This window comes from Mycetocola sp. Y171, assembly GCF_056713165.1.
In genome coordinates, this window is sequence record NZ_JBWYGX010000002.1 from 95,409 (window position 1) to 121,156 (window position 25,748).

General features: G+C 65.4%; 24 protein-coding genes. 15 read left to right on the forward strand and 9 right to left on the reverse strand.

Going from position 1 to position 25,748, the window contains the following annotated elements:
* Position 1: 1 nt before the first annotated feature.
* The 5 genes from AC1M2K_RS10075 to AC1M2K_RS10095 form a co-directional block, all read right to left on the reverse strand.
* Positions 2–142, reverse strand: coding sequence for a hypothetical protein (locus AC1M2K_RS10075; RefSeq protein WP_480240887.1), 141 nt, complete (start codon positions 140–142; stop codon positions 2–4).
* A 10-nt stretch (positions 143–152) separates the two neighbouring features.
* Positions 153–578, reverse strand: coding sequence for a DUF1801 domain-containing protein (locus AC1M2K_RS10080; RefSeq protein ID WP_480240888.1), 426 nt, complete (start codon positions 576–578; stop codon positions 153–155).
* A 49-nt stretch (positions 579–627) separates the two neighbouring features.
* Positions 628–1,785, reverse strand: a complete 1,158-nt coding sequence (locus AC1M2K_RS10085; protein WP_480240889.1) for a glycosyltransferase family 4 protein — start codon at positions 1,783–1,785, stop codon at positions 628–630.
* An 80-nt stretch (positions 1,786–1,865) separates the two neighbouring features.
* Complete coding sequence (locus AC1M2K_RS10090; protein WP_480240890.1) at positions 1,866–3,131, reverse strand: DUF445 domain-containing protein; 1,266 nt, start codon at positions 3,129–3,131, stop codon at positions 1,866–1,868.
* A 48-nt stretch (positions 3,132–3,179) separates the two neighbouring features.
* On the reverse strand, positions 3,180–4,157 hold the full coding sequence (locus AC1M2K_RS10095; RefSeq protein ID WP_480240891.1) for a DUF4349 domain-containing protein: 978 nt from the start codon (positions 4,155–4,157) through the stop codon (positions 3,180–3,182).
* A gap of 288 nt (positions 4,158–4,445) precedes the next feature.
* On the opposite strand from AC1M2K_RS10095, the gene AC1M2K_RS10100 reads away from it, so the two are divergent.
* Positions 4,446–5,012, forward strand: coding sequence for an NADPH-dependent FMN reductase (locus AC1M2K_RS10100; protein ID WP_480237229.1), 567 nt, complete (start codon positions 4,446–4,448; stop codon positions 5,010–5,012).
* Positions 5,013–5,035: 23 nt separating this feature from the next.
* On the opposite strand, the gene AC1M2K_RS10105 is transcribed toward AC1M2K_RS10100, so the two are convergent.
* Positions 5,036–6,244, reverse strand: coding sequence for an MFS transporter (locus AC1M2K_RS10105; RefSeq protein WP_480237228.1), 1,209 nt, complete (start codon positions 6,242–6,244; stop codon positions 5,036–5,038).
* Positions 6,245–6,625: 381 nt separating this feature from the next.
* Between AC1M2K_RS10105 and nrdH the strand changes: the two genes are divergently transcribed.
* From nrdH to AC1M2K_RS10130, 5 genes are all read left to right on the forward strand, one after another.
* A complete protein-coding gene (gene nrdH / locus AC1M2K_RS10110; protein ID WP_480237371.1) occupies positions 6,626–6,859 on the forward strand; it encodes a glutaredoxin-like protein NrdH in 234 nt (77 codons plus the stop codon).
* Positions 6,860–6,903: 44 nt separating this feature from the next.
* On the forward strand, positions 6,904–7,305 hold the full coding sequence (gene nrdI / locus AC1M2K_RS10115; protein ID WP_480240892.1) for a class Ib ribonucleoside-diphosphate reductase assembly flavoprotein NrdI: 402 nt from the start codon (positions 6,904–6,906) through the stop codon (positions 7,303–7,305).
* A 14-nt stretch (positions 7,306–7,319) separates the two neighbouring features.
* Positions 7,320–9,437: a class 1b ribonucleoside-diphosphate reductase subunit alpha gene (gene nrdE / locus AC1M2K_RS10120; protein WP_480241728.1), complete on the forward strand. Its 2,118-nt coding sequence runs from the start codon at positions 7,320–7,322 to the stop codon at positions 9,435–9,437.
* Positions 9,438–9,479: 42 nt separating this feature from the next.
* Positions 9,480–10,454: a class 1b ribonucleoside-diphosphate reductase subunit beta gene (nrdF, locus tag AC1M2K_RS10125; RefSeq protein WP_480237226.1), complete on the forward strand. Its 975-nt coding sequence runs from the start codon at positions 9,480–9,482 to the stop codon at positions 10,452–10,454.
* Between the two features lie 539 nt (positions 10,455–10,993).
* Positions 10,994–12,100 carry a VanZ family protein gene (locus tag AC1M2K_RS10130; protein WP_480240893.1) on the forward strand — a complete coding sequence of 369 codons (1,107 nt, stop codon included), beginning with the start codon at positions 10,994–10,996 and terminating at the stop codon, positions 12,098–12,100.
* Between the two features lie 252 nt (positions 12,101–12,352).
* Here AC1M2K_RS10130 and AC1M2K_RS10135 read toward each other — a convergent pair whose 3' ends face one another.
* Complete coding sequence (locus tag AC1M2K_RS10135) at positions 12,353–13,036, reverse strand: DNA alkylation repair protein (protein ID WP_480240894.1); 684 nt, start codon at positions 13,034–13,036, stop codon at positions 12,353–12,355.
* Positions 13,037–13,043: 7 nt separating this feature from the next.
* Complete coding sequence (locus AC1M2K_RS10140; protein WP_480240895.1) at positions 13,044–13,970, reverse strand: HAD family hydrolase; 927 nt, start codon at positions 13,968–13,970, stop codon at positions 13,044–13,046.
* 309 nt (positions 13,971–14,279) lie between these two features.
* Between AC1M2K_RS10140 and AC1M2K_RS10145 the strand changes: the two genes are divergently transcribed.
* From AC1M2K_RS10145 to AC1M2K_RS10165, 5 genes are all read left to right on the forward strand, one after another.
* A complete protein-coding gene (locus tag AC1M2K_RS10145) occupies positions 14,280–14,639 on the forward strand; it encodes a hypothetical protein (protein ID WP_480240896.1) in 360 nt (119 codons plus the stop codon).
* Positions 14,640–14,727: 88 nt separating this feature from the next.
* Entirely contained in the window at positions 14,728–16,284 is a 1,557-nt protein-coding gene (locus AC1M2K_RS10150) for a molybdopterin-dependent oxidoreductase (protein ID WP_480240897.1), read from the forward strand.
* Positions 16,285–16,382: 98 nt separating this feature from the next.
* Positions 16,383–17,279 (forward strand): ABC transporter substrate-binding protein, encoded by an 897-nt coding sequence (locus tag AC1M2K_RS10155; RefSeq protein ID WP_480237221.1) that lies wholly within the window; start codon positions 16,383–16,385, stop codon positions 17,277–17,279.
* A 14-nt stretch (positions 17,280–17,293) separates the two neighbouring features.
* Complete coding sequence (locus AC1M2K_RS10160) at positions 17,294–18,274, forward strand: amino acid ABC transporter permease (protein WP_480241729.1); 981 nt, start codon at positions 17,294–17,296, stop codon at positions 18,272–18,274.
* Positions 18,271–19,038, forward strand: coding sequence for an amino acid ABC transporter ATP-binding protein (locus AC1M2K_RS10165; protein WP_480237220.1), 768 nt, complete (start codon positions 18,271–18,273; stop codon positions 19,036–19,038). Before AC1M2K_RS10160 ends, AC1M2K_RS10165 begins: the two co-directional genes overlap by 4 nt.
* Here the strand turns inward: AC1M2K_RS10165 and hrpA are convergent.
* The gene (gene hrpA, locus AC1M2K_RS10170; protein WP_480241730.1) at positions 19,035–22,937 is read right to left on the reverse strand and encodes an ATP-dependent RNA helicase HrpA; all 3,903 of its coding nucleotides are present in this window, start codon (positions 22,935–22,937) and stop codon (positions 19,035–19,037) included. The two genes, AC1M2K_RS10165 and hrpA, sit on opposite strands and share 4 nt — an antisense overlap.
* 88 nt (positions 22,938–23,025) lie before the next feature.
* Here hrpA and AC1M2K_RS10175 point away from each other — a divergent pair, with 88 nt between their 5' ends.
* From AC1M2K_RS10175 to AC1M2K_RS10190, 4 genes are read left to right on the forward strand one after another with little or no spacing between them, the layout of a single operon-like run.
* Entirely contained in the window at positions 23,026–23,748 is a 723-nt protein-coding gene (locus tag AC1M2K_RS10175; protein ID WP_480240898.1) for a hypothetical protein, read from the forward strand.
* Positions 23,741–24,037: a transcriptional regulator gene (locus tag AC1M2K_RS10180; RefSeq protein WP_480237218.1), complete on the forward strand. Its 297-nt coding sequence runs from the start codon at positions 23,741–23,743 to the stop codon at positions 24,035–24,037. Before AC1M2K_RS10175 ends, AC1M2K_RS10180 begins: the two co-directional genes overlap by 8 nt.
* Entirely contained in the window at positions 24,034–24,951 is a 918-nt protein-coding gene (locus AC1M2K_RS10185; RefSeq protein WP_480240899.1) for an ABC transporter ATP-binding protein, read from the forward strand. Before AC1M2K_RS10180 ends, AC1M2K_RS10185 begins: the two co-directional genes overlap by 4 nt.
* Complete coding sequence (locus AC1M2K_RS10190) at positions 24,948–25,700, forward strand: ABC transporter permease (protein WP_480240900.1); 753 nt, start codon at positions 24,948–24,950, stop codon at positions 25,698–25,700. The genes AC1M2K_RS10185 and AC1M2K_RS10190 overlap by 4 nt, the downstream gene beginning before the upstream one ends.
* Positions 25,701–25,748 lie beyond the last annotated feature (48 nt).

A 25,748-nucleotide genomic window follows, 5' to 3' on the forward strand; every position in this document is an offset into this window, starting at 1 on the left:
TTCAGCGGGCGACCTGCACGGGAGTGTCGCACCGCCAGCACGCCGCGGCTTCGCGCTCGTTCAGTGCGCCGCAGACGTCGCAGACCAGGGTCAGCCAGCAGGCCTGCTCACCGCCAGCCTCCTCGTCGTCCGACTGAAACACGGCGGCCGGCTCAGGACGCGGAGTTGAGTGATGCCTCGGCGTGTGCGAATCCGTTGGCGATGAGCTCGCGGAGAACGTCCTCGTCGACGCTCTCGAGTTTCTTCACGTACACGCAGCCCTTGCCGAGTGTGTGGGAGCCCAGCCGCGCCAGCAGGTCGGCACTGCCCGGGTGACCCTGCAGGCCGTACAGCGTGAGCGCGCTCTTGCGCGGCGAGAACCCCACCTTCATGGAGTCTCCCTCACGGCCGCTGGCATACCGGTAGTGGAAGGCACCGAACCCGATCATGGTCGATCCCCACATCACTGGTGCTTCTCCTGTGACGTCGGTCATGATGGCGAGCAGTCGTTCGGCGTCTGCCCTGCGTGCGTCACTCTCGACCGACCGAAGGAACTCGGCGGGATCGCTTGAACTCGGAAGGGTCTTCTGCTCTGCCATGGCTCCATCGTCGCACCGCGGCGCGAGAGGGTCAACGGCCGCCCGGTCGTTACGCGTCCTGCCGTCCCCGCCTGGCCAGACGGCTGGTCCACTGGTCGGCGTTGATCTCGATGGCGGAACTGTAGTGGCCGATCAGGGCGCTGCAGACGCTCTTCCAGGTCCTTGGCTCTGCGGCGAGCCTGGCTGCGGCGCCGAACGCCCGCCGTTTCGTCTCGTCACCGGTGAGATCGGCCACCCGGTCCCTGAACTCGTCGAGGTCGCCAGGTCGGTAGAGCCAGCCCGTGCGGCTTGAGTCCACCAGGTCCACCGGGCCGCCTCTGCCGGTTGCCACGACGGGGACACCGCTCGCCATCGCCTCCTGGATGGTCTGGCAGAAGGTCTCGAGTTCTCCCGGGTGGACGAAGACGTCGAATCCGGCGACGGCGGTGGCGAGCTCGGTACCGCCCAGGAAGCCGAGGAACACGGCGTGGGGGAGGAGCCGCTGCAGGCGGGAGCGCAGGGGTCCGTCGCCGACGATCACCAGCCTGGTGCCGGGGATGCCGGCCAGGGCCCTGAGGTCCTGCACCTGCTTCTCGGCAGCCAGCCGGCCGACGTAGCCGATGACGCGCTCGCCGTTCGGGGCGACCAGCCGCCGCCAGCCGTCGTCGCGCCGAGCCGGGGAGAACCGCTCGGTGTCGACCCCGCGCACCCACAGTCGGGTCCTCGCGATTCCGTGCGACTCCAGCTGCGCCAGCGCGTAGCCCGACGGTGCGAGGTTGAGAGTGGCGCTCCCGTGGATGCGCCTGACCTGGTCCCAGAGGAACGGTTCGGCGAGTGGGAACCCGTACCTGCTGGCATACGCGGGCACATCGGTCTGGTACACGGCGACCGTGGGAAGGGCGAGTCGTTCAGAGGCGCGGAGCGCTCGCCACCCCAGCACGAACGGGGAGGCCAGGTGCACGACGTCAGGACGGAACGCGGCCAGGATCCTGCTCAGCCTGGCAACGCTTCCCGCCGCGAGCCGAACGTTCGGATACGACGGCAATGAGAACGCAGGCAGGGAGGTGACGCGATAGCCGTGGAGCTCGGTCGGGGTGGCGGATGCCTTCGGCGCGATGACGAGAACGTCGTCGCCGCGCTCGGCGAGGTGGTCGAGCACGCGGAGGAGCGAGTGGGTCACCCCGTTCATGTGAGGCAGAAATGATTCGGCAACCAGTGCGACTCTCATGCCCTCAGACTGTCCGGCGAGGGTCGACGGCAACCCAATGGCCTGCTGCGCCCAGCTGACCGGAAGGTGAAAGCTTGGCGTCAGCCGCCGAACAGGGCGGTCGCCACCGTGTAGATCGCCAGTCCGGCCAGTGCGCCGACGACGGTGCCGTTGATCCGGATGAACTGGAGGTCTTTGCCCACCTGCAGCTCGATCTTCTCGCTCGTCTCCTGGGGGTCCCAGCGCTCGATGGTCTCGGTGATGATGCCGGCGATTTCGTGTCGATGATTTCCGACGAGCGTGACGGCGGCATCCGTCACCCAGTCGTCGATCTTGCCGGCCAGCCGGTCGTCACGCCCGAGGCGCTGGCCGACGTCGACGAGGGTGGCGGCGAGCTGGGTCCTGAGCCCGCTCTGCGGGTTCTCGAGTGAGACGATGAGGGCCTGCCTCGTCGTGTTCCACGCCCGGGTGGCCAGATCGCGGACCCGTGGGCTGTCGAACACCTCGGTCTTCGCCCGTTCGAGGGCGGCGATCGTTTCTGGGTCTTCCTGGAGTTTGCGGGTCAGTTCGGACAGGTAGGTGTCGAGGGCGAGCCTGGCCGCGTGCCGGTCGTCCGACCGCACCCGCCGCACGAAGTCGACGGCTTCACGGTAGATCCGCTCGTCGACGAGACGGTCGACGAAGGACGGCAGCCAGCCGGGCAGCCGCGCGGACACGAGCCGGGAGAACGCTTCGGGGTTCGCCGTGAGCCACTCGTCGAGACCGTCGATGAACAGGTTGACGGCGCTGTGGTGCCCGCCGTCCGCAATCAGCCGCTCGCCCCACGCCCCGACATGTTCGCTCCACGCCGGGTCGATGAGGTGGGTGCGGGCGAGCTGTTCCACGACATCCCGCACGTCGTCGTCATCGAGGAGCTCGAGCATCCCGCGTGCCGCGCTCGAGGCTTCGTCTGCCACACGGGCCGCGTTCTCCGGGCGGGCCAGCCACGCGCCGATCGTTCGGCCGACGCCGATCGACTCGAGTTTCTGTCGGACGACGGCGGCGGAGAGGAAGTTCGACTCGACGAACTCTCCCAGGCTCGCGCCGATCTCGTCCTTCCTGCGGGGGATGATCGCGGTGTGCGGGATCTTCAACCCCAGCGGATGCCGGAACAGGGCGGTGACGGCAAACCAGTCGGCGATCGCACCGACCATGCCGCCCTCGCTCGCCGCCCGGACCCATGCCAGCCACGGCACCTCGTCCTGCAGCGCGAATGACACGCAGAAGATCACGGCCATCACTCCGAGGAGCGCCGTCGCTGTTCCTTTCATCCTGCTGAGCGCGACACGGCGCTCAGCGTCGGCCGGGCTGTCGATCAGAGTCGTCATGCGCCCATCGTATGTCGGCTCCTGCCTGGGTCCCGGTGGGCTTGCCTTCTACCGGACGGCGCCGTCTACCCCGGCTTCGTCCTGCCGGGGCGGGAGCGGTGGGCGCGGAGGAATAGCGTCCTGCGTCGTCGCGCCAGGGCCACCCTGCGCCGGTGGGGCGGTCGCGGAGCGGTCGCGACGGCGGACCAGCCACCAGATCAGGAGGGCGAGCAGCCCGACCGGGATGAGCCAGGGCAGGATCACGCCGACGACGACGAGCAGGCCGCCGAAGAACGCGATGAGGGACTGGAAGCCGACGACGATGCCGCCCCAGAAGTCGCCGGGGGCAGCACCGGCCACTTCGCCCGGTGTCGAGATGTACATTTCGACGGTCGCGAAGTCGACGAGGTCGCCGAGGGCGTCGCGCTGGGCGGAGAGCCCGTCGAGCTCGGTCTGGCGCTGGGACAGTGCAGACTCCAGGTCGATCAGGTCGGCGGTGGTCGTGGCCTGCGACATCAGCGTGAGCAGTCTGGCAACACTGGTCTCGAGGGCCGAGATGCGGGCATCGAGGTCAACGGCCTGGGTCGTGACGTCGCTCTGGCTCAATGACGACCTGACGAGCTCGCCGACAGTCTTCAGTTCGACCATCGTCGCGTCGAGGTCTGCCGACGGCACCCGCAGGACCAGCTGCGATGACTCCTCCTGGAAGTCATCAGTGGGGGTGTCTGTGCGGTTGTCGACGTGCCCGTCCACATCGAGGACGATCTCGACGGCGGAGTCGGCCGCGGCGACCGGGTCGTTCGATGTCAGCGACAGCGAGGCGGTGCTGACGACCTGGCGGTCGGCATCCAGAGCACCCTCATCGATACCGCCGCCATCCTCAGACGAGCCGAGGTCCCTGCCGGGGATCGTGCCACCATCGGCCGGGCTCTCGCTGTCCGAGCTCCCTGCGGCCGAGCAGCCGGCGAGCAGGAAGCAGGCGAGGACGAGTGCGACGAGCGGCACAGCGCGGCCGACAGCACGGCGGCGAGTCGATTGGAGCTCCATGGACACACTCTAGGAGTCGGGGTCTGCGTCGCAGAAGAGCGATTGCTCACAGTAGCGTCACGATCCGAATCACAGGATGACACTCCGTGTCATCAGCCCCATAGTGGGGGGTTGCAGGGGCGCTCCAGCAGAGCATGCTAGAGGTCACGTACGAAGGGTTGCCCCACCCGAGTACCTCCCCGAATCCCGCGAGGACTGCTGCCCCCAGTTTCTCCTTTTGCTGGAGACATAACCCTTATGTTGGAAAATTACCCAACTGACCGGGGGCCCGAAACCCCGATCAGACTCATGGTCATCATTGGTAGCGTACGACCAGGGCGGTGCGGACTCTCCGTCGCCCTCTGGGTCCACGAACACGTGACGGAACGCGGCGGCTTCGACATCGACTTCGTCGACCTGGCAGAACTCAATCTGCCGATGGTCGATGAAGTGCGGCTGCCTCGGCTGCACGAGTACAGTCGCAGGCACACGGTCGCGTGGAGTACGCGGGTGGCGCAGGCGGACGCGTTCCTGTTCGTCTCACCCGAGATCAATTTCAGCTACGCGCCTGCACTCAAGAACGCCCTGGACTTCCTCTTCGACGAATGGGGCAGGAAGCCGGTCGGGCTGGTCAGCTACGGCGGACGAGGTGGTGGAGCCTTCGGCGCCGCCGCGCTGCGGCCGGTGTTGTCCTCCCTCGGGCTCGTCGCGGCGAGCACCCACGTCGACATCATGGAAGCGTCCAGTCAGGTCGACGACGGGTTCTTCACCCCGAGTGACCGACAGGTGGCTCAGCTCGACGGCCTGATCGACGAACTGGGGGCGCTGGCACCTGCACTTCGCGCGGTCCGCGAAACAGCACTCATCGCCGGTTGAGCGAGACGATCCAGGTCTGCCCGTCAGGACGGGTGGACCTGGATCGGTTCTGTGTCAGGGATCGGGCTGATGTCCCTGCCACGGAGATCGGGATGCCAGCGCTTGCCGAGCAGCGGCACGAGGAAACCGACGAGAGCGAACAGCGTCGCAGCCCAGAATGCGCCGGTCGCGCCGTTCTGGTCGATGAGGAGCCCTGCGACTGCTGAACCGAGCGCGGCGCCGATGAGCTGTCCGGTGCCGACCCAGCCGTACGCCTCGGCGGTGTCGCTGAACTTCACGCTGGCTGAGACCATCGCGAAGAGCACCGTGAGGGCTGGCGCGATGCCGATTCCGGCTACGAACAGCGTGATGGACAGCAGAATCGCGTTGGAGAAGAAGATCGACGCCGCCATGCCGACGAGAACGATGAACATGCGCCTGGCCAGCGCCCACGGCCCGATCGGGATGTGACCGAGGGTCAGTCCGCCGGCGAGGCTGCCGAGCGAGAAAATGCCGAGCACGATCCCGGCATCGAGGCCGTCGTGGCCGAAGGTCGCGACGACCCCGGCTTCGACGGCGGCACAGGCACCGATCAGGAGGAACCCCACCACGGTTGCCAGGAGGACGGGCGGACGTTTGAGGACCTGCCCGAGCTTGCGCTTCGAGCGGGGGATCCGCACTCGACCGACCTCGGGCGACGAGATGAACCAGGTTCCGCCGAGCACCATGATCACGACGGCCACGAGGATTCCCCAGTCGGTGCCGACCTGCGTGGAGATGAAGGTCGTGATCACCGGGCCGAGGATCCAGATGATCTCCTGTGCGGAGGCGTCGAGGGAGAACAGGGGAGTGAGCTGCTTCGAGTTGACCATCTTGGGGTAGATGGTGCGCACGGCCGGCTGGATCGGAGGAGTGGACAACCCTGCGACGAGCGCGAACGCCATGTAGCCGGGAACAGGCATCTCGATGAGAGCGACGGCGGTCACCGTCACCGCGCAGACGACGAGCGTGAGCGTGAGGACGGGGCGCATGCCCCAGACACCCATCCACCTGCTCGTCAGGGGTCCAGCGGCGGCCTGACCGACGCTCGCGGCGGCGAGGACGAGCCCAGCGGCCGCATATGAACCGGTGACCTGCTCGACGTGGAGGAGGAACGCGAGCGACAGCATCCCGAACGGGAACCGGGCCACGAGCTGGGCGGTGATGATTCGAGCGACGCCTGACGTCTTCAGCAGGCTCGAATATGCACTCATGGGGTCAAGTCTAGGGAGCGGCGAGGGCGACACGCTGGCGTGCGATGTCCGGGGTGCGCGACACGCCGGAAACGGCCGCGCGCGGGAAATTAAATGTCGGTGGTTCGCCGTAGCGTGAGAACTGTGGAGAAGGTGGTTGCGAACGCCCCGGAATCTGCTCAATTCCGCCTGTTCCGACCCTGACGAACATGTGGATAAGAAGGTGGAGAAACGGTGGAAAACGGAACAAATCGGTGGAAACAGGTGTTGATAACTACAGGCGTGTAACTACTAGTGGTTGGGGTGCTCCCCAAAGGCACCAACTATATGTAGTATTGGGACACCCGGTCAGCCAGTACCGGCCGGCGGCAAGTAAGAATGAAGAAGAAGGGCCTCAGTTCGATGACAATCACGGTCTACACCAAGCCTTCGTGTGTCCAGTGCACCGCGACCTATCGCGCACTCGACAACAAGGGGCTCGAGTACGAAATCCTCGACCTTTCTGCCGACGAAACCGCGCTCGAGGCCGTCAAGGCTCTTGGCTACCTGCAGGCCCCTGTCGTCATCACCGACGAGGACCACTGGTCCGGTTTCCGTCCCGACAAGATCAACGAGCTGGCATCGCGTCTTTCCTGAGTGATTTCGACAAGCTCAATCGACGCGCTACCGGGGTGACAGCCATGACGAAGCTGGTGTATTTCTCCAGCGTCTCGGGGAACACCCGGCGTTTCATCGACAAGCTCGATGTGCCGGCCGCGCGCATCCCGCTCCACGCCAAAGAGCCCGCTCTCACCGTGAACGAGCCGTACGTGCTCGTCACCCCCACCTATGGCGGGGGAGACGGGCATGGCGCGGTGCCCAAGCAGGTCATCCGGTTTCTCAACGACGAGAAGAACCGGAAGCTCATCCGCGGCGTGATCGCCGCAGGAAACACGAATTTCGGTAAGGCATACGGCCTGGCCGGAGACATCATCTCCGCCAAGTGCAGTGTGCCGAACCTGTATCGCTTTGAAGTATTCGGAACACCAGACGACGTACGAGTCGTTCACGAAGGATTGGAATCATTTTGGCTGGAACAGTAGTGACCGAGGTGCCCATGGACACCGGTATGGATTACCACTCGCTCAACGCGATGCTCAACCTCTACGGCCCGAACGGTGAAATCCAGTTCGACAAAGACCAGGAGGCCGCGCGGGAGTACTTCCTGCAGCACGTCAACCAGAACACGGTCTTCTTCCACTCGCTGCGCGAGCGCCTCGACTACCTGGTCGAGAAGGAGTACTACGAGAAGGAGGTGCTCGACGCGTACTCGTTCGAGTTCATCACCGGACTCAACGACCTGGCCTACTCCAAGAAGTTCCGCTTCCAGACCTTCCTAGGTGCGTTCAAGTACTACACGTCGTACACGCTGAAGACCTTCGACGGAAAGCGTTACCTCGAGCGCTTTGAGGACCGTGTCGTGATGACCGCCCTCGGACTCGCCCAGGGCGACGAGAAGCTCGCCACTGCGCTCGTCGAGGAGATCATCGCCGGTCGCTTCCAGCCAGCGACCCCGACCTTCCTTAACTCGGGCAAGGCCCAGCGCGGCGAACTCGTCTCCTGCTTCCTGCTCCGTATCGAAGACAACATGGAGTCCATCTCCCGCGGCATCAACTCGTCGCTGCAGCTGTCGAAGCGTGGAGGGGGTGTCGCCCTCCTCCTCTCGAACATCCGTGAGGCCGGCGCGCCGATCAAGCAGATCGAGAACCAGTCCAGCGGCATCATCCCCGTCATGAAGCTCCTCGAAGACTCCTTCAGCTACGCCAACCAGCTCGGAGCCCGCCAGGGTGCAGGCGCCGTCTACCTGCAGGCGCACCACCCGGACATCATGCGGTTCCTCGACACCAAGCGCGAGAACGCCGACGAGAAGATCCGGATCAAGACGCTCTCCCTCGGCGTTGTCGTTCCCGACATCACGTTCGAGCTCGCCAAGAAGGGCGAGGACATGTACCTGTTCTCGCCGTACGACGTCGAGAAGGTCTACGGAGTTCCCTTCGGCGACATCTCGGTCTCCGAGAAGTACTACGAGATGGTCGACGACGCACGGATCAAGAAGACCAAGATCAAGGCGCGCGACTTCTTCCAGACCCTCGCGGAGATCCAGTTCGAGTCCGGTTACCCGTACATCATGTTCGAGGACACGGTGAACAAGGCGAACCCGATCGAGGGTCGCATCAACATGTCGAACCTCTGCTCCGAGATCCTCCAGGTCAACACGCCGACCACGTACAACGCCGACCTGTCGTACGACGTCATCGGCAAGGACATCTCCTGCAACCTCGGCTCGATGAACATCGCCCTGTCGATGGACTCGCCCGACTTCGGCCGCACCGTCGAGACCGCCATCCGCGGCCTCAGCTCGGTGTCCGACCAGAGCCACATCGAATCTGTCCGCTCCATCGAAGATGGCAACGACAAGTCGCACGCCATCGGCCTCGGCCAGATGAACCTCCACGGCTACCTCGCCCGCGAGCGGGTCTACTACGGCTCCGAAGAAGGCATCGACTTCACGAACATCTACTTCTACACCGTGCTGTACCACGCGCTGCGGGCATCCAACCGGATCGCCATCGAGCGTGGCATCGCCTTCGACGGTTTCGAGAAGTCGACCTACGCCTCAGGAACGTTCTTCGACAAGTACACCGATCAGGTGTGGGAGCCCACGACCGAACGCGTCGCCGAGCTGTTCGCCACCTCCGCCGTGGCCATCCCGACGCAGGCCGACTGGGCCGCGCTGAAGGCATCCGTCATGGAACACGGCATCTACAACCAGAACCTGCAGGCCGTGCCGCCCACCGGATCGATCTCGTACATCAACAACTCCACGTCATCGATCCACCCGATCGCGTCGAAGATCGAGATCCGCAAGGAAGGCAAGCTCGGTCGCGTCTACTACCCGGCTCCGTTCATGACGAACGACAACCTGGACTACTACCAGGACGCCTACGAAATCGGCGCAGAGAAGATCATCGACACGTATGCCGCTGCCACGCAGCACGTCGACCAGGGCCTGTCGCTGACGCTGTTCTTCAAGGACACCGCCACCACGCGTGACATCAACAAGGCTCAGATCTACGCATGGCGCAAGGGCATCAAGACGATCTACTACATCCGCCTGCGTCAGCTGGCACTCGAGGGCACCGAGGTTGACGGCTGCGTCAGCTGCATGCTCTGATCTCGACTCGCTCGATCAACGTACTCATAAAGGAACTCTTCAATGATTGACAAGCTCAAGCTGGTCGACCACGTCCAGGCGATCAACTGGAACAAGATCGAGGACGAGAAGGACGTCGAGGTGTGGAACCGCCTCGTCAACAACTTCTGGTTGCCCGAGAAGGTGCCGCTGTCCAACGACGTCCAGTCGTGGAACACGCTCACCCCCGAGGAGCAGCAGCTGACGATGCGCGTGTTCACAGGGCTCACGCTCCTCGACACCATCCAGGGCACCGTCGGCGCCGTGTCGCTGATCCCGGATGCCGTCACTCCGCACGAAGAGGCGGTGTACACGAACATCGCGTTCATGGAGTCCGTGCACGCCAAGAGCTACTCGTCGATCTTCTCGACCCTGTGCTCCACCAAGGAGATCGACGAGGCGTTCCGCTGGTCGGTCGAGAACGAGAACCTTCAGAAGAAGGCCTCGATCGTCATGGACTACTACACCGGCGACGACCCCCTGAAGCGGAAGGTCGCCTCGACACTGCTCGAGTCGTTCCTCTTCTACTCCGGGTTCTACCTGCCGATGTACTGGTCGAGCCGCGCCAAGCTCACCAACACGGCCGACATGATCCGGCTCATCATCCGCGATGAGGCCGTTCACGGGTATTACATCGGCTACAAGTTCCAGAAGGGTCTCGAGAAGGAGACCGAGGAGCGCCGCCAGGAGATCAAGGACTACACGTTCAACCTCCTGTTCGAGCTCTACGACAACGAGGTGCAGTACACGCAGGACCTCTACGACGCCGTCGGCCTGACCGAAGACGTGAAGAAGTTCCTGCACTACAACGCCAACAAGGCGCTGATGAACCTCGGCTACGAGCCGATGTTCCCGAAGACGGTCACCGATGTGAACCCGGCGATCCTCTCAGCGCTCTCGCCGAACGCCGACGAGAACCACGACTTCTTCTCCGGGTCCGGTTCGTCGTACGTCATCGGCAAGGCCGTTGTCACCGAAGACGAGGACTGGAACTTCTAGGGCGCCACATCACGCCCGGCCCGTAATGGGCTGCTGAGAGGCCCGGACCCGCAGAATCCTGCGGATCCGGGCCTTTTCGTGCCCTCTCTCGACAGATAGAGGGGACTGAGACGGACATGAATAGCTGTTCGATGTGGCAAGGAACCCTCCATCCGGACCACCCCGGGCAGGGAGTTGGCGCGTTGAGTCCTGGCGTGCTTCCAACACAAACAGCAGTGACACCTGCCGTGGAGCTGAATGGGACTGAAGGCGGTACCCGGTAAAGCCCAAGCGGACCGCCAAACGGTCTCCAAGTCTGTTCCGTCACGCGCCCTGCGTGAGCAGAGCGAAAACGAACGCAAGCATGGAAAGGATGAAGTGGACTGAGCGCACACCTCTTCCGCGCCTCTTCCGCTCTCTAGTTGAGGACATTGCAGCGGTCACGGGATTTCCTGGTGGTCGAAGTGACGTCTCAAGCAGAGGACGTGGTGGCTTGATGACAAACATCGAGTTGGAGAAGCCCTCGGCGCGTCGATAGCATCGCAGTTATGGGGTCCATCATGCCAGCGGTGCTAGCGGTGTTGGGGGGACTTCTGATCATCGCTGCGGGGTTCGTGCCCTGGGCTGCCGTTCAATACCGTCGCCGCGGCACGCTCGGGGTCGGGCCGACACTGATCGCGGCGCTCACTGTCGTGTACGCCTTGGCGATTCTGACCTACACTCTCCTACCACTTCCCGCGTCGACGACGGAGATGTGCGCCACGGGAGGCGCCAACCCACAGCTCGACCCCGGAGCAGTCATCGCAGACATCCAACGCGAGGGCGGGATGGTCGGACTGGCATCCATCGTGCGCAACCCCGCCGCTGCGCAGTTCGTCTTCAACATTCTGCTCTTCGTCCCGCTCGGCATGATCGTCCGCTACGTGTTCGCCCGGCGGCTTGTGCTCGGGGTGCTATTGGCGACGGCAGCCGGGTTCGTCACATCTCTTCTGGTGGAATTCACACAGCTCACCGGGAACTGGTTCCTCTACCCCTGCGCCTACCGCCTCTTCGATGTCGACGACCTCATCGCCAATACGATTGGTGCGCTCATCGGGGGCATCCTCGCCCCCATGCTCATACTCATTCCAGGACAGCGCAGCCCGGCGAGCGCAACCATCCCGCAGCCCGTGACGGCAATGCGGCGCCTGCTTGGGATGGTCTGCGACCTCCTGGCCGTCGTGCTCACACAAGGCGCCCTCGTGACCGCCGTCGTGCTCGGTGTTCTCGCAGCAGGCGAAACCGCTGCACATCGCGACGTCGAGATCACTGTCAAAGCACTGATGTTCGTCCCGCCCCTCGGTCAACTTCTCATCGTGCTCAAAACGGGCCGGACGCTCGGAGAGCTGGTCGTGCGGCTTCGTCCAGTCGTCCGACCTAACACCGCGACCTCACTTGGCCGGTGGGCTCTGGGCATTGGCGGCTGGGCGGTACTGACACAACTTGACCTACCCGGATTCGCAGCCCTCGCTTCCCTCCTCGCCATCGCGAGCGTCATCGCGGTGTGGACGACACATGAGCGGCGGGGCCTCGCCTACGCGCTCACAAAACAGAACGTCGAAGACGACCGGGTGGACGAAAAATCGCCGCGCGGGTCGATAATCGATGAACACGCACAAGGCTCCTAGCGCAACCGAAGTCCGAAGCGCTAAATGAGTCACCCCGACGCGGTCCAACTTCAAATGCGGGGGGCACGCAGAAGGCACAAGTGAAGAGACGTACCGCACAATCCTCGGGATTCCGGGCTTCGCAGCACGGCGGGCAAGAACTGGGACTTCTAGCCCGTCCGGTTCGTCGCACAGAAGGCGGTCACCCATCGGGTGACCGCCTTTCTGCGTGCCGAGCAGGGCTGTGACATCTCCGCCCCCGTGCCCGACGTTCTAGCGCGAGGAACCGTCCTTCATCAGGCGGCGGGTGGTCGGGCTGATCCGGTCGGCGTTGCGTGTCACGAAGGCCTCGAGCGCGTCCGCGTCGACCCGCCCGACCTCACGGAGCGCCGTACCGACCGAGGTCTGCACGAAATGCTCCTCGTCGTCGAGCAGGAGGTCAGCGATTGCCAGGGGGTCGGTGAGATCGCCCGAGCGGATGATCCAGAACGACGCGGTGATGGCCGTGCGTCGTTCCCAGATATTCACCGATCTCGCGAGGTCGAACAGGGGAGCCCGCGAGCGGTGCAGCAGGTAGCCCCCGATCACGCGGGGCGCCGCGCGATCGACGAGGTCCCATGTGTCGATGTGGCTGTGCTCGGACAGGTACAGCTCGTACAGTCGGCGTCGCTCTTCCGTGTCGGCGGGAGAGCGGCGAGCGCGGGCGTCGAGGATGCTGATGGCCACCATCCTCGCCTCGTACCACGGCGACCGGAGCAGTCGGCGTACCTCGTCGAGGTCCATCGTCGACTCCTGTTTTGCCAGGTCGAACTGGGACTTCATCCGCACGCCGATCACCTGGCCGGGGTCGACCCGCGTGCTGATCTTCGCGAATTCGGCGGGGTCCGCCATCTCGCGAAGCCGTTCCAGGATCTGGTCGGCCGTCGCTGTGCTCTGTGGGCGGCGGGCGGATGTCATCGGCCGGTCAGAAGACGGTGTTCCAGTCGTTCCGGATGCTCACGACAGTCCAGCCTTCGTCTCTCGCTCGCTCGAGAGCGCGTTCCGACCCTGAGGTGTAGTCGAATTCGCGCTCGGCGTCGTCGTGCAGAACAAGCAATTGCAGGGACGGCCTCCCCGAGCGTCGGGTGAACTCCAGCATCTCGATGTCGCCGTTCGAGTTTCCGGCGGCGAGAACCGGGCGCCGACCCGTTCGATCCCAGATCCGCACCGGCTTCTCCGGTCCGTCATCGAGGTAGTCGGCCTCAGCCCGCCTGACGATGGTCCCCCCGTCGTCGTCGGCCGTGTACTCGAGGGCGGTCGCGCTGCCGATCACGTTCTCCCGCGGTATCCCGTACACGTCGGCCGTGATCGGTCGCATGAAGTCACGTCCGCCACCCGACGCGATGTACGTGGCGAAGCCGTTCGCCCGAAGATAGCCGAGGAGGTCGATCATCGGTGCGTAGGCACAGTCGAGGTAGCTGCGGTCGAGTGTCGGGTGGCGCGCCGTGCGAAGGAACTCGGCAGCGAGCTCGTCGAACCGGTCGACGCTGATGTCGGCGTGGGCTTTCAGGATGCCCGCTGCCATTCCGGCCAGCTTCGTGTCGTCGCCGGCGTAGTGGTCGGAAAGCACAGAGGCCAGCCAGGCGTAGTCACGTTCGGAGGCGGCACGCCACGGCTCAGCCGTGCGCAGGTCCGGGTCGTCTTCCGTCATAGCCACGAGTCGTCGCAGGATGAAGTCGAGCTGGATCGGCATCGGTTTCTCGCACCAGAGCGTGCCGTCGTTGTCGAACACGGCGACACGATCCTCCGGCGGCACTGCTTCAGCGGAGTCGTCGGCCGTGCTCCTTCTGACGAAATCGAGGATGGCATCCTTCGCCGTCCCCTCGTTCCAGCTGGCCAGCGGTGTGCTCATGAGGTTCCTCTCGCGCGAATGCCCGGCGTCCTGTCGCGGGCGCACCCGTCACAGGACCGGACTCCTTGATGGTGGACGCACCTCGGCCAGCCCACATCATCCTTCAGGGGTGAACGGCTCAGAAGATGCGGACCCCGGTTTCCCATCGGCGCTGTCGCGCTAAGAGGTGATCCGGCCGGTGGCGGTCACCCTCGGCGGGTGAAATTCGGCGTCGGTGACCACGGGGCGTGGCATCGGACGCCCGCGGGTGCCAAGCTACGAGTCAGAACAGCCGCGGGTCGACGCCCGCGCGATGAAAGAGGTCTCAGCATGGCTGCCGCGCAGAAGTCGCAATCACATTCGTCATCCACGGTCGACAGCTCGAAGGCCGGGATGTGGGGGTTTTTCGCCGGAGTCGTCACTGCGGCTCTCATCGCGGTCCCTCTCTCGGCGGCGTTCGCCTTCGCGACCCACCCTGAGACGCGGTTCCTTTTCACCAACGCGGTCGACGTCTCGGCGACCGGGTACGCCACGTTCTGGTGGGTGGCCACCCTGTTCCTGCTCTCGCTCCCGTTCCTCGTCGGGTTCGGAGTGGCGAAGATGTCGCGCAAGACGCTGGGAATCCTCGCGGGAATCGTGGTCGTCTTCCTGATCGGTCTCCTCGTTCTCGCGCAGGTCAGCTTCTGGTGATCGGCACCCTACTGGCGGTGTGACGGTGGCCCTGGCCCACTGATGGTTTCGGGCCTCCCCACACAGGATGCGGGGCTACCCTGAACCCATGACAGACCGGCGCGGCCCGCGAGGGCGCTGGGTGCTGCCGGCAGCAGCCGGTGTGGCATCCGTCGTCTTCGGAACCGGCGTCGGTGAGCTGGGGGCGGCACTCCTCGCTCCGTCATCGAGTCCGTTCGTGGTGGTGGGCTCGCTGCTCATCGACCTGGCGCCGTCATGGGCGAAAGAGACGGCGATCGCGCTGTTCGGCACCAACGACAAGATCGCGCTCCTCATCGGAATCGGTGCCGTGCTCGTCGCTGTCGCCGGCGCCGCCGGCGTGCTCGAGGCCCGTCGGCCGCCCTTCGGACGGGTGGTCATCTGGCTCCTCGGAGTCGTCGGAGCGATTGCCGCGTCGACGCGCGCCAACCCACCGATGCTCGCCATCGCGCCCGCCGCCATAGCGGCTCTGGCGGCCGTCGTCGCGCTTCAGTTGCTCGTGCGCCGGTTACCAGAGGTCCAGACGCTCTCGGCGCCGGTGCTCCCGGCTCGTGACGGCGGCGTGGACAGGCGGCGCTTCCTGGGCTGGGCGGGCGGCGCGGCGGCACTCGGGGTCATTTCCGCCGTCGGAGGTTACGCGCTGCAGGCCGGTTCCCGGACGATCGCGGCGGCCCGCGACGCCATCCGGCTGCCTAAGCCCGCCTCGACGGCATCGGTTCCGTCCGCCGCCGAACTCGGGATCGACGGCCTCACCTCCGTGATAACGCCCAACGCCGAGTTCTACCGCATCGACACGGCGCTCGCCGTCCCCGCGGTCGACCCGTCGACGTGGAGCCTGCGCATCCACGGCATGGTGGATCGCGAGGTCATCATCACCTGGGACGAACTGCTCGCGCTGCCACTTGAAGAGAGCGTCACCACTCTCGCGTGCGTCTCGAACGAGGTCGGCGACGGACTGATCGGAAACGCGCTGTGGCTCGGCTATCCCATTCGTGAGCTGCTCGCCCGGGCGGTACCGAGCGCCAGGGCCGACATGGTGCTCTCGCGCAGCATCGACGGGTTCACGGCCTCGACGCCACTCGCAGTGCTCGAAGACGACCGCAACGCGATCCTCGCGCTGGGAATGAACGGCGAGCCCCTTCCGCCGGAGCATGGATTTCCCGTTCGCATGGTCGTCCCCGGACTCTACGGGTACGTCTCGGCCACGAAATGGGTAACCGAACTCGAGGTGACGCGATTCGACGCCGCGTCCGCCTACTGGACCGATCGTGGCTGGGGGGAGAGGGGCCCGGTGAAACTCTCGTCGCGCATCGACGTGCCGGCCACAGGACAATCCCTCACGGCCGGTCCGATCACGGTCGCCGGTGTCGCCTGGCACCAGCATGTCGGGATCGATCGCGTCGAGGTGCAGGTCGACGACGGGGCATGGCAGAAAGCGACTCTCGCCACGGCGATCTCGATCGACACGTGGGTCCAGTGGCACTACACCTGGCACGCGAGCGCCGGCACCCACACTCTGCGTGTGCGCGCTGTCGACTCCGAAGGCGAGAAGCAGACCTCGAAGAGACAGGGTGTGCTACCTGATGGGGCAACCGGGCTGCACGAGCGCACCGTCGAGGTGCGCTGAGCCCGAAACCGCGCCTGCGACGGCCTGACCCCCGTCGCTGTTGGGTTAGTCTCGGTGTAACGCCAGCATTGGCGTTTGCGAACGTAAGGACGATCTTCATGCGCATCAAAACCTTTGTTGCACCCCTGGCCCTGGCGGCAGCCGCTGCCCTCGTGCTGACCGGCTGTGTGAACAACGAGGACGCCCCATCGAAAGGTGGCAACGGCGGCAGCGGCGTCTCCGTCGACGAGGCCAGCGTCGCGCTCCTCCCGGACGACATCAAGGAGGCCGGCAAGCTCGTCATCGGCACGGACGCCAACTACGCGCCGAATGAGTACAAGGACCCCGACGGCAAGGTGATCGGCTGGGAGATCGACCTGATCGACGCCATGGCCGCCAAGCTCGGGCTCGAGACCGAGTACAAGTCGTCTCAGTTCGACAACATCATCCCCTCGATCGTCGGCAACAAGCTCGACTTCGGTCTCTCCTCCTTCACCGACACGCTCGAGCGTGAAGAGCAGGTCGACTTCATCAACTACTACACGGCAGGCGTCCAGTGGGCGTCGACCAAGGGTACCGAGGTCGACCCGAACAACGCCTGCGGGCTCAAGGTCGCCGTCCAGTCCACCACCTTCCAGGACACCGAAGAGGTCCCGGCCAAGTCGGATGCCTGTGTGGCTGCAGGCAAGGAACCGATCGAGAAGCTGCAGTTCGAGGCCCAGGATGCCGCCGCGAACGCGGTTGCTCTCGGCCAGGCCGACGCGTTCAGCGCTGACTCCCCGGTGACGCTCTACGCCATCGCCCAGAACCCCGACAAGCTGCAGGCCGCTGGCGAGACCTTCGACGAGGCGCCGTACGGCCTCCCGATCGCCAAGGACAGCGAGCTGACCGAGGCCATCGTCTCCGCCTTCGAGTCGCTGATCGCCGACGGAACCTACACCGAGATCCTCGACGAGTGGGGCGTTGCAGACGGCGGCCTCGACGAGATCACGATCAACGCAGCCTCGAAGGGCTAATCATGCCCGCGGACATGCAGAACCCATCGGCGCAGCAGGAAAACGCCGCGCCGGTGGGTGCCGGGCCGATCAAGGCCATCAAGCTGCGTCACCCGTGGCGCATGGTCATCGCCGTCGTCCTCGTCGCAGCGCTTGCGCTGTTCGTCTGGGACGCGGCACTCAGGCCCGCCTATGACTGGCCTGAATACGGCAAGTACATCTTCGACCGGCGCATCGCCGCGGCGGCGTGGGTGACCCTCCAGCTCACCGTCTACTCGATGATCATCGCCATCGTTCTCGGACTTCTGCTCGCCGTGATGCGGCTCTCGCCGAATCCCGTGGTGAAGAGCGTGGCCTGGCTCTACCTTTGGATCTTCCGCGGCACACCCGTGTATGTCCAGCTCGTGTTCTGGGGCCTCATCTCGGTGATCTACAACACCATCGACATCGGTGTCCCCGGGCTCCAGCCGCTGGCCTCATGGGAGACCAGCGAACTGCTGAACACGTTCACCCTCGCCGTCATCGGTCTTGCGCTGAACGAGGCAGCCTACATGGCGGAGATCGTGCGTGCAGGCATCCTCTCGGTCGACAAGGGCCAGGAAGAAGCGGCCACAGCACTCGGGATGAGCTGGGCGCAGACGATGCGCCGGATCATCGTCCCGCAGTCGATGCGCATCATCATCCCCCCGACCGGCAACGAGGTCATCTCGATGCTCAAGACCACATCGCTCGTCGTTGCCGTGCCGTTCAGCCTCGACCTGTACACCCGGTCGCGTGACATCTCGGCCGTGAACTTCAACGTCGTAGCCATGCTGCTCGTCGCGTCGAGCTGGTACCTCCTGTTCACCTCCATCCTCATGGTCGGCCAGTACTTCCTCGAGAAGCGGTTCTCCCGCGGCATCGGGGCGATGCGCCTCGACAGGAACGCCCCCATCGACGACTCAACGACGACACCGACAGGGGCTGTGCCCGTGCTTGGGCACGGCACAACCGAGAGAGGCGGAGGAGGAACATGACCGACGCACCGATGGTCCGCGCCGAAAGCGTCTGCAAGAACTTCGGCTCCAACCAGGTCCTCAAGGGAATCACCCTCGAAGTCGCGCGTGGCGAGGTGATGTGTCTCGTCGGCCCCAGCGGGTCCGGCAAGTCGACGTTCCTCCGCTGCATCAACCACCTCGAGCGGGTCGATGCCGGACGCCTGTTCGTCGATGACGAGCTTGTCGGGTACGAACAGCGCGGAGACAAGCTCTACGAGCTCAAGCCGAAGGTCGCCGCCCGCCAGCGCCGGGACATCGGCATGGTGTTCCAGCGGTTCAATCTCTTCCCGCACATGACCGCCCTCGAGAACGTCATCGAGGCGCCCATCCAGGTCCGCGGGCTGAGCCGCTCCGCAGCGGTCGCCAAGGGCAGGGAACTGCTCGAGCGCGTCGGTCTGGCCGGCCACATCGACCACTACCCGGCGCATCTCTCGGGTGGGCAGCAGCAACGTGTCGCCATCGCCAGGGCACTGGCCATGGAACCGAAGCTCATGCTCTTCGACGAGCCGACCAGCGCCCTCGACCCGGAACTCGTCGGCGAAGTGCTCGACGTGATGAAGGAACTCGCGAGCACCGGGATGACGATGATCGTGGTCACCCACGAGATGGGTTTTGCCCGCGAGGTCGCCGATTCCCTCGTCTTCATGGACGGTGGGGTCGTCGTCGAGTCCGGTGACCCGCGAGAGGTCCTGGCCAACCCGCAGCATGGCCGGACGCAGGCGTTCCTGTCGAAGGTGCTCTAGCCGGCGAGAACCTTGCGGATGCGCTGCAGCGAAACGGTCTCTGCAGCGCCGATGTTCTGGGCGAACAGGCTGAGTCGTAGTTCCTCGAGCATCCAGCGCGCCTTCGCGAGGTGCGGGGGAGCGAACGCGTCGAGCGGGATCGTCCCTCCCGCCGCTTCGAACAGCGCCGTGGCGGCCTGGATCTCGTTCATCCAGACCCGGTCGCGATTCGGGTTGTCCGGGAGCTTCTCCGCACGGTGGGCTATCCCGGCCAGGTAACGGGGCAGGTGGGCAAGCCGTGCCGTTCCCGTCGACGAGACGAACCCGGGGAAGACGAGGCCGTTGAGCTGGGCCGTTGCGTCTGACAGGGCTGGGAGGAGGGAGAGGCTCGTCGCCCGTTTGAGCGCTTTCTCCGCTGTCCTGGCGGCGGTGAGCACCTTGGCGACGAGGGAGACCGTGTCGAACATCGTGTTCATCATCGCGCCTGAGACCCGGTCGCGGACGGTCTCGAACTCGGCGCGCATGAACACGGATCCGTCCGGAGACACGCGGTAGAGGATGTCGTCGATGCACGCGACGAGGCAGTCGTCGAACAGGGCCTGGGTCGACGGATACGGGCTTGTGGCGAGCACGAGTTTCTCGGCAGAGGTGAGGTGCTGCTGCACGTAGCTCACCGGCGACGGCACCGCCAGCAGCAGAAGCCGCCGGACACCACCAGGCATCGCCCGGCGCTGGTCGGCCTCCGTGGCCATGATCCGGATCGACACGGACGCGCCGTCGTCGACGAGCGCGGGATAACCGCGGATGGTGTTCCCGGCGTGGCGGGTGTCGACGTACCTGGGCAGCTCGTCGAACTCCCACCGGGTGATCCCCGAGCGTTCGAGGGCGTTCGGAGTCGCCTCGGCGACCTTCGCCACGCTCTCCCTGGTACGGGAGGCCAGGCGGCGCTGCAGCTCGACGAGGTCTTTCCCCGTTGCGACCTGCCGTCCTTTCTCGTCCACGACCCGGAAGGTCACCTGCAGATGGCCGGGAATGCGGGAGAGATCGAAATCGGATGCTTCGATCGGCATATATGAGAGTCGCTTGATCGCGATGGCGAGGTGTGCGGCAAGTGTGTCGTTGTTCGTGGCCTGCGGAAGCGGCTGGGGAGGAGCATCCGGCAGTTCGGCCATCAGCCGGCGGGCCCAGTCGGCCGCAGGGACGACATTGCGCCTGATCGCCTTCGGCAGGGACTTGATCATGGCGGTGACGAGGTCCTGGCGGAGACCGGGGACCTGCCAGTCGAATCCGGCCGGCGACAGCCGGGGGAGCAGGGGAAGCGGGACCTGGACTGTGACGCCGTCGTCCTCTGCGCCCGGTTCGAACCGGTACCGCAGGCTGAGCTTCTGATCGCCCTGTCGCCACACCGGCGGGAACTGGGCCTCGTCGACCTCGGGAGCGTCATCGGGGAGGAGGTCCTCCTGCCGCATGGTGAGCAGGTCGGGCGTCGACTTCCTGGCATCGCGCCACCAGCCCTCGAAGCTGCGGGTGGAGAACACCTCGGCGGGGATGCGGGAATTGTAGAAGTCGAAGACGGCTTCGTCGTCGAAGAGAATGTCACGGCGCCTGGTGCGCTCTTCGAGTTCGGCGAGTTCCTTGCGGAGCTTGCGGTTGGCTCGGTCGAAGGCCTGCGGCGAGTCCCATTCACCTTCGACGAGCGCGTGCCTGATGAACAGCTCACGCGAGAGCTCCGGGTCGATCCGGGAGTACTGGACGCGGCGACGGGGGACGATGGCGAGACCGTAGAGCATCACCTTCTCCCAGGCGACGACGGCACCCTGTCCCTTCTCCCAGTGCGGTTCCGAGAAACTGCGCTTGACGAGGTCCCCGGCGATCTGCTCGGCCCACGCCGGATCGATGGCCGCGTTGGTGCGCGCGAACAGCCGGGACGTCTCGACGAGTTCCGCCGCCATGAGCGCATTCGGCTGCTTCTTCGACAGGGCGGAACCCGGGAAGATCACGAAACGGGTCTGCCTCGCGCCGATGTAGTCGCCCTTCTTCGCGGGTCCCGGGCGGCCAGGGGTCTTGCCGCGGGCACTGTTCGCTGCCGCTGCGGCGGCATCCTTCAGACCGATGTGGGAGAGCAGGCCGGCGAGAAGCGACTTGTGGATTCCGTCGGGGTTCGTCGCCCGGTCGGAGAGGGTGAGCCCGAGCGGTTTGGACAGCTGCCGGAGCTGGCGGACGACGTCCTGCCACTCGCGCACGCGCAGGTAGTTGAGGAATTCGGTCTTGCACAACCGCCGGAAGGCGCTCGAGCCGAGCTCTTTCTGCTTGTCCTCGAGGTAGTTCCAGAGGTTCAGCAGCGAGAGGAAGTCGCTCGTCGGGTCGGTGAATCTGGCGTGCTGTTCGTCCGCCTGCTGCCGCTTCTCCAGTGGCCGCTCCCTGGGGTCCTGAATGGTGAGGGCCGCGACGATGGCCATCACCTCGCGGGAGACACCGTGCCTCTTCGACTCGACCACCATGCGGGCGAAGCGCGGGTCGATGGGCAGGCGGGACAGGTCACGGCCGACCCTGGTCAGGGCAGGGGTCTGTCCTTCGGCGGTGCTGATGGCGCCGAGCTCGCGCAGCAGATCCAGCCCGTCCTTGATACCGCGGGAGTCCGGCGGCTGGAGGAACGGGAAGGCCTGGATGTCGCCGAGACCCAGCGACACCATCTGCAGGATGACGGCGGCGAGGTTGGTGCGGAGGATCTCCGGTTCGGTGAACTCGGGCCTGGCCTCGAAGTCCTGCTCCGAGTACAGGCGGATCGCGATGCCGTCGCTCGTGCGGCCGGAGCGTCCTGAGCGCTGATTCGCCGACGCCTGCGAGATCGCCTCGATGGGGAGCCGCTGGATCTTCGACCGGACGCTGTAGCGGGAGATCCGCGCGGTGCCTGCGTCGATGACGTACTTGATGCCGGGAACGGTGAGGCTCGTCTCGGCAACGTTCGTGGCGAGGACGATCCGGCGGCGGACCCCGGCGACGGTGCTCGGCTGGAAGACACGGTGCTGCTCGGCCGAGCTCAGTCGGCCGTACAGGGGGAGGACCTCGGTGACGCCGGCGCCGCCTGAGGCATACCGGGCGCGGAGGGCGTCGGCGGTGTCGCGGATCTCCGTCTCGCCGCTGAGGAAGACGAGCACATCGCCCATCGATTCAGTGGCCAGCTCGTCGAGGGCTGCGGTGATGCCGTCGATGGGGTCGAGGTCTGGCTGCGTCTCGGAGGCGTCGTCCTGGTCGTCGTCCTCGGCGGGCGCGTCTGCGACAAGTGGCCGGAAGCGGATCTCCACCGGATACGTGCGGCCGGACACTTCGACGATCGGAGCATCCTCGAAGTGGCGGGAGAAACTCTGCGGGTCGATGGTGGCCGAGGTGATGATGACCTTGAGGTCCGGCCGTTTCGGCAGCAGCTGTTTGAGGTAGCCGAGCAGGAAGTCGATGTTGAGGCTGCGTTCGTGGGCCTCGTCGATGATGATCGTGTCGTAGGCCCGCAGCATCCGGTCACGGTGGATCGCATTGAGCAGGATGCCGTCGGTCATCAGCTTGACCTTCGTGTCCTTGCCGGCCTGGTCGGTGAACCGCACCTGATACCCGACGAGACCGCCGAGCTCGACGCCGAGCTCCTCGGCGATGCGTTCGGCGATGGTCCTGGCGGCCAGGCGCCGGGGCTGGGTGTGCGCTATCGACTCGCGCCCGAGTTCGAGGAGGATCTTCGGCAGCTGGGTGGTCTTGCCCGACCCGGTGGCTCCAGCGACGATGACGACCTGGTGGTCACGGATGACCTCCATGATCTCGTCCTTCATCTGGCTGACGGGCAGCTCGGGAGGGTAGGAGATCGTGAAAGACATAGCCCTCCATCGTAGGACACGCGCCCCGCGAGTTGCCCGGTTCGATGGGTGACGGATGCCCTGACACCCGTAAGACTCGGCAACTCGCGAGAAATTTCGAGCAAACCTCTTGATTCAGCAAAGTGGTTTGTGTTACAAAGTAAGCATGGAAAACGCAGACCACGGAGACCGGCAGTCCGGATCCGCATCGAACGCTCGCACGGTCGATGGCGATGAGCCGCTCGACCCGGCGGCCATGCTCGAGCTCGTGCAGGCTCAGCAGCGCAGCGCCACGACCCAGATGGGCAGCTTCGTCGGAGTGATCACCGCCACATGGGGGATCGCCTGGCTCGTCGGCTTCCTTCTCCTCTGGCTCATCGATGGTGCCGAGCCCGCGTTCTCGCTCCCGGTGCCGATCGCGGCCACAGGATTCGGCATTCTCGTCGCCATTGCGATCGTCATTTCGATCGTTCTCGGCATCCGCAACACCCGCGGTGTGAAGAATTCCCCGGCGAGCGCATTCACGGGTGCCGTCTACGGCTCGACCTGGTCGGTGTCGATGATCGCCCTGTACGTTCTCGGGGCTGGGCTCATCGTCAACGGGATGCCTCCAGCGGTGGCGAGCATCTACTTCCCTTCTGCTTACGTGCTGATGACCGGGGTGCTGTTCATGGTGTCTGGGGCAATCTGGCACGCGGTCCCCGCTCTCGTGAGCGGGGTCTGGCTCGTCGTCGTCGCCGTTGTCGCCCCGTTCTTCCAGTACCCCAACCACTACCTCTTCCTCGCGCTTGCCGGCGGTGGAGCGTTCATCGCGCTCGCGATCGGCTCCGAGATCTATGCGCGGCGGGTGCGTCGCGCAGCGCTGTCCGGAGCGCGGCGCAATGGCTGACCTCGACCCCGTCATCCACGCCCAGGCGAGGCTCCGCATCACTGCAGCTCTCGCAACGCTGGAATCCGGAGAGAGCATCTCGTTTCCCCGACTCCAGGAGATCCTCGAGATGACCGCAGGCAATCTCTCCACCCACCTCAGCAAGCTGGAAGGTGCGTCATACGTTCTCGTCACCAAGACCCACCAGGGAAAGACGCCCGTGACCTACCTTGAATTGACCCGGAGCGGTCGCCGCGCGTTCGAGGACTACACGGAGTCGCTGCGCGCTCTGCTCGGAGAAGCATCATGACCTCCCTCGCCCGCTTCGACCACGTCACCCGGCGGTTCGGTGACGTCACCGCGCTCGACGACGTCTCGCTCGAGATCGGCGCCGGCCGGATCGTCGGCCTCCTCGGGCCCAACGGTGCAGGGAAGACCACCTTGCTGTCCCTCCTGCAGGGCCTGAGGCGCCCGACCAGCGGCAGCGTCGAGCTGTTCGGTGCCAGCCCGTCCGATTTCCGGACGCGTCGGCTGCTCGGCTCGACACCGCAGGAGACCGCGCTGCCGCCGACCCTCCGCGTCGGCGAGGTGATCGACTTCGTCGGCAAACACTTCGAGGATCCGGTTCCGACGGCCGCTGTGGCCGACGAGTTCGGCCTGTCCGCCATGCTCAAGAAACAGACCGGCGCTCTCTCCGGAGGGCAGAAACGCCGGTTGAGTGTTGCATTGGCCTTCGTCGGGCGCCCCGCTCTCGTCCTCCTCGACGAACCCACCACAGGGCTCGACGTCGACGCCAGACGGACGCTGTGGGATGCCGTCAGGCGGCAGCATGACCAGGGAGCGACCGTCGTCGTCACCAGCCACTACCTCGACGAGATCGAGGCGCTCGCCGAACGGGTCGTCGTCCTCGGCGGTGGCACGATCCTCGCCGACGACGACCTCGGAGCCGTCCTCGACCGGGTCGGAGTGCGCATGATGCGGCTGACGACGCCGGATGCCGCGGCCGTCGCCCGGCTCAGCACCGTCATGTCCACCCAGCAGGAGGACGACGGCTCACATACCTTCTTCGTGAAGGACGCCGACGCCGCCGTAACCGACCTCGTGCGGTCGGGCATCCCGTTCGCCGGCCTCACCGTCAGGGGAGCGAGCCTCGAGGAAGCTTTCCTCACCCTCACCGGCGCCGCGGCAGCGGTGCCGGCCACCGAAGGGAACACCGGGCCATGACCATTCTCCGCCTCGCCGTCGTCCACGCGAAATACTCCCTCATCGAGACTCTGCGCGTGCCCATCGCCGTCATCGGTTCCCTCGTGTTCCCCGCGCTCGCGCTGCTCTTCTTCGTCGTCCCCCAGGAGACGGTGGCGGCGAACCCGCTGTTCGCGACCCATGCCGTCATCTCGCTCAGTGTCTTCGCCGTGATGAGCAACTCGCTGTTCAGCTTCGGCCTCAGCATCGCCCAGGACCGAGAGAAGCCCTGGGACCCGTACCTGCGCACGCTCCCAGCCCCTGGGATGTCCAGGGTCCTCGCCTACATCTTCTCGATCGGCCTGATGGGACTCGTCGCCATCATCCCGGTGATCGTCATCGGCGGGATCTTCACAGCCGCGGAGGCGCCACCGTGGCGGATCCTTTTCGGGTTCGGTACCCTCGCCGTCTCGGCACTCCCGTTCATGCTCATCGGAATCGCCGTCGGCTACTCGATGCCGTCCAAGGCTGCGATCGCCGTCATCCAGCTCATCTCGTTCGGGTTCGCCTTCGCGGGCGGGTTGTTCCTTCCCCCGGTGATGTTCGCGCCGTGGCTCGACACCCTCTCGAAGTTCTTCCCGTCGAGACAGGCGAGGGAACTGGTGATCTGGGCGGTGCAGGGCGGGACACTGGAAACCTGGGCCTGGGTCGGCATCCTCGTCTGGACCCTCGTCATGCTCGTCGTCGCGCTCGTGCTGTTCCGCCGCGACCAGGGCCGCCGATTCCGCTGACGGCGAAGCCGACCCCGCTGAAGTTGGGAACCCCAGCCGCTGGTGGTT

Excerpts from the sequence above, each read along its gene's own strand:
- AC1M2K_RS10140 (WP_480240895.1), bottom strand. The coding sequence starts at position 13,970 with ATGAGCACACCGCTGGCCAGCTGGAACGAGGGGACGGCGAAGGATGCC.
- nrdI (WP_480240892.1), top strand. The coding sequence starts at position 6,904 with ATGACGAAGCTGGTGTATTTCTCCAGCGTCTCGGGGAACACCCGGCGT.
- AC1M2K_RS10180 (WP_480237218.1), top strand. The coding sequence starts at position 23,741 with ATGGCTGACCTCGACCCCGTCATCCACGCCCAGGCGAGGCTCCGCATC.
- AC1M2K_RS10150 (WP_480240897.1), top strand. The coding sequence starts at position 14,728 with ATGACAGACCGGCGCGGCCCGCGAGGGCGCTGGGTGCTGCCGGCAGCA.
- AC1M2K_RS10165 (WP_480237220.1), top strand. The coding sequence starts at position 18,271 with ATGACCGACGCACCGATGGTCCGCGCCGAAAGCGTCTGCAAGAACTTC.
- AC1M2K_RS10190 (WP_480240900.1), top strand. The coding sequence starts at position 24,948 with ATGACCATTCTCCGCCTCGCCGTCGTCCACGCGAAATACTCCCTCATC.
- AC1M2K_RS10155 (WP_480237221.1), top strand. The coding sequence starts at position 16,383 with ATGCGCATCAAAACCTTTGTTGCACCCCTGGCCCTGGCGGCAGCCGCT.
- AC1M2K_RS10100 (WP_480237229.1), top strand. The coding sequence starts at position 4,446 with ATGGTCATCATTGGTAGCGTACGACCAGGGCGGTGCGGACTCTCCGTC.
- AC1M2K_RS10085 (WP_480240889.1), bottom strand. The coding sequence starts at position 1,785 with ATGAGAGTCGCACTGGTTGCCGAATCATTTCTGCCTCACATGAACGGG.
- AC1M2K_RS10175 (WP_480240898.1), top strand. The coding sequence starts at position 23,026 with ATGGAAAACGCAGACCACGGAGACCGGCAGTCCGGATCCGCATCGAAC.
- AC1M2K_RS10160 (WP_480241729.1), top strand. The coding sequence starts at position 17,294 with ATGCAGAACCCATCGGCGCAGCAGGAAAACGCCGCGCCGGTGGGTGCC.
- AC1M2K_RS10080 (WP_480240888.1), bottom strand. The coding sequence starts at position 578 with ATGGCAGAGCAGAAGACCCTTCCGAGTTCAAGCGATCCCGCCGAGTTC.
- nrdF (WP_480237226.1), top strand. The coding sequence starts at position 9,480 with ATGATTGACAAGCTCAAGCTGGTCGACCACGTCCAGGCGATCAACTGG.
- AC1M2K_RS10090 (WP_480240890.1), bottom strand. The coding sequence starts at position 3,131 with ATGACGACTCTGATCGACAGCCCGGCCGACGCTGAGCGCCGTGTCGCG.
- nrdE (WP_480241728.1), top strand. The coding sequence starts at position 7,320 with ATGGACACCGGTATGGATTACCACTCGCTCAACGCGATGCTCAACCTC.
- AC1M2K_RS10095 (WP_480240891.1), bottom strand. The coding sequence starts at position 4,157 with ATGGAGCTCCAATCGACTCGCCGCCGTGCTGTCGGCCGCGCTGTGCCG.
- AC1M2K_RS10145 (WP_480240896.1), top strand. The coding sequence starts at position 14,280 with ATGGCTGCCGCGCAGAAGTCGCAATCACATTCGTCATCCACGGTCGAC.
- AC1M2K_RS10130 (WP_480240893.1), top strand. The coding sequence starts at position 10,994 with ATGCCAGCGGTGCTAGCGGTGTTGGGGGGACTTCTGATCATCGCTGCG.
- AC1M2K_RS10105 (WP_480237228.1), bottom strand. The coding sequence starts at position 6,244 with ATGAGTGCATATTCGAGCCTGCTGAAGACGTCAGGCGTCGCTCGAATC.
- AC1M2K_RS10135 (WP_480240894.1), bottom strand. The coding sequence starts at position 13,036 with ATGACATCCGCCCGCCGCCCACAGAGCACAGCGACGGCCGACCAGATC.
- AC1M2K_RS10185 (WP_480240899.1), top strand. The coding sequence starts at position 24,034 with ATGACCTCCCTCGCCCGCTTCGACCACGTCACCCGGCGGTTCGGTGAC.
- nrdH (WP_480237371.1), top strand. The coding sequence starts at position 6,626 with ATGACAATCACGGTCTACACCAAGCCTTCGTGTGTCCAGTGCACCGCG.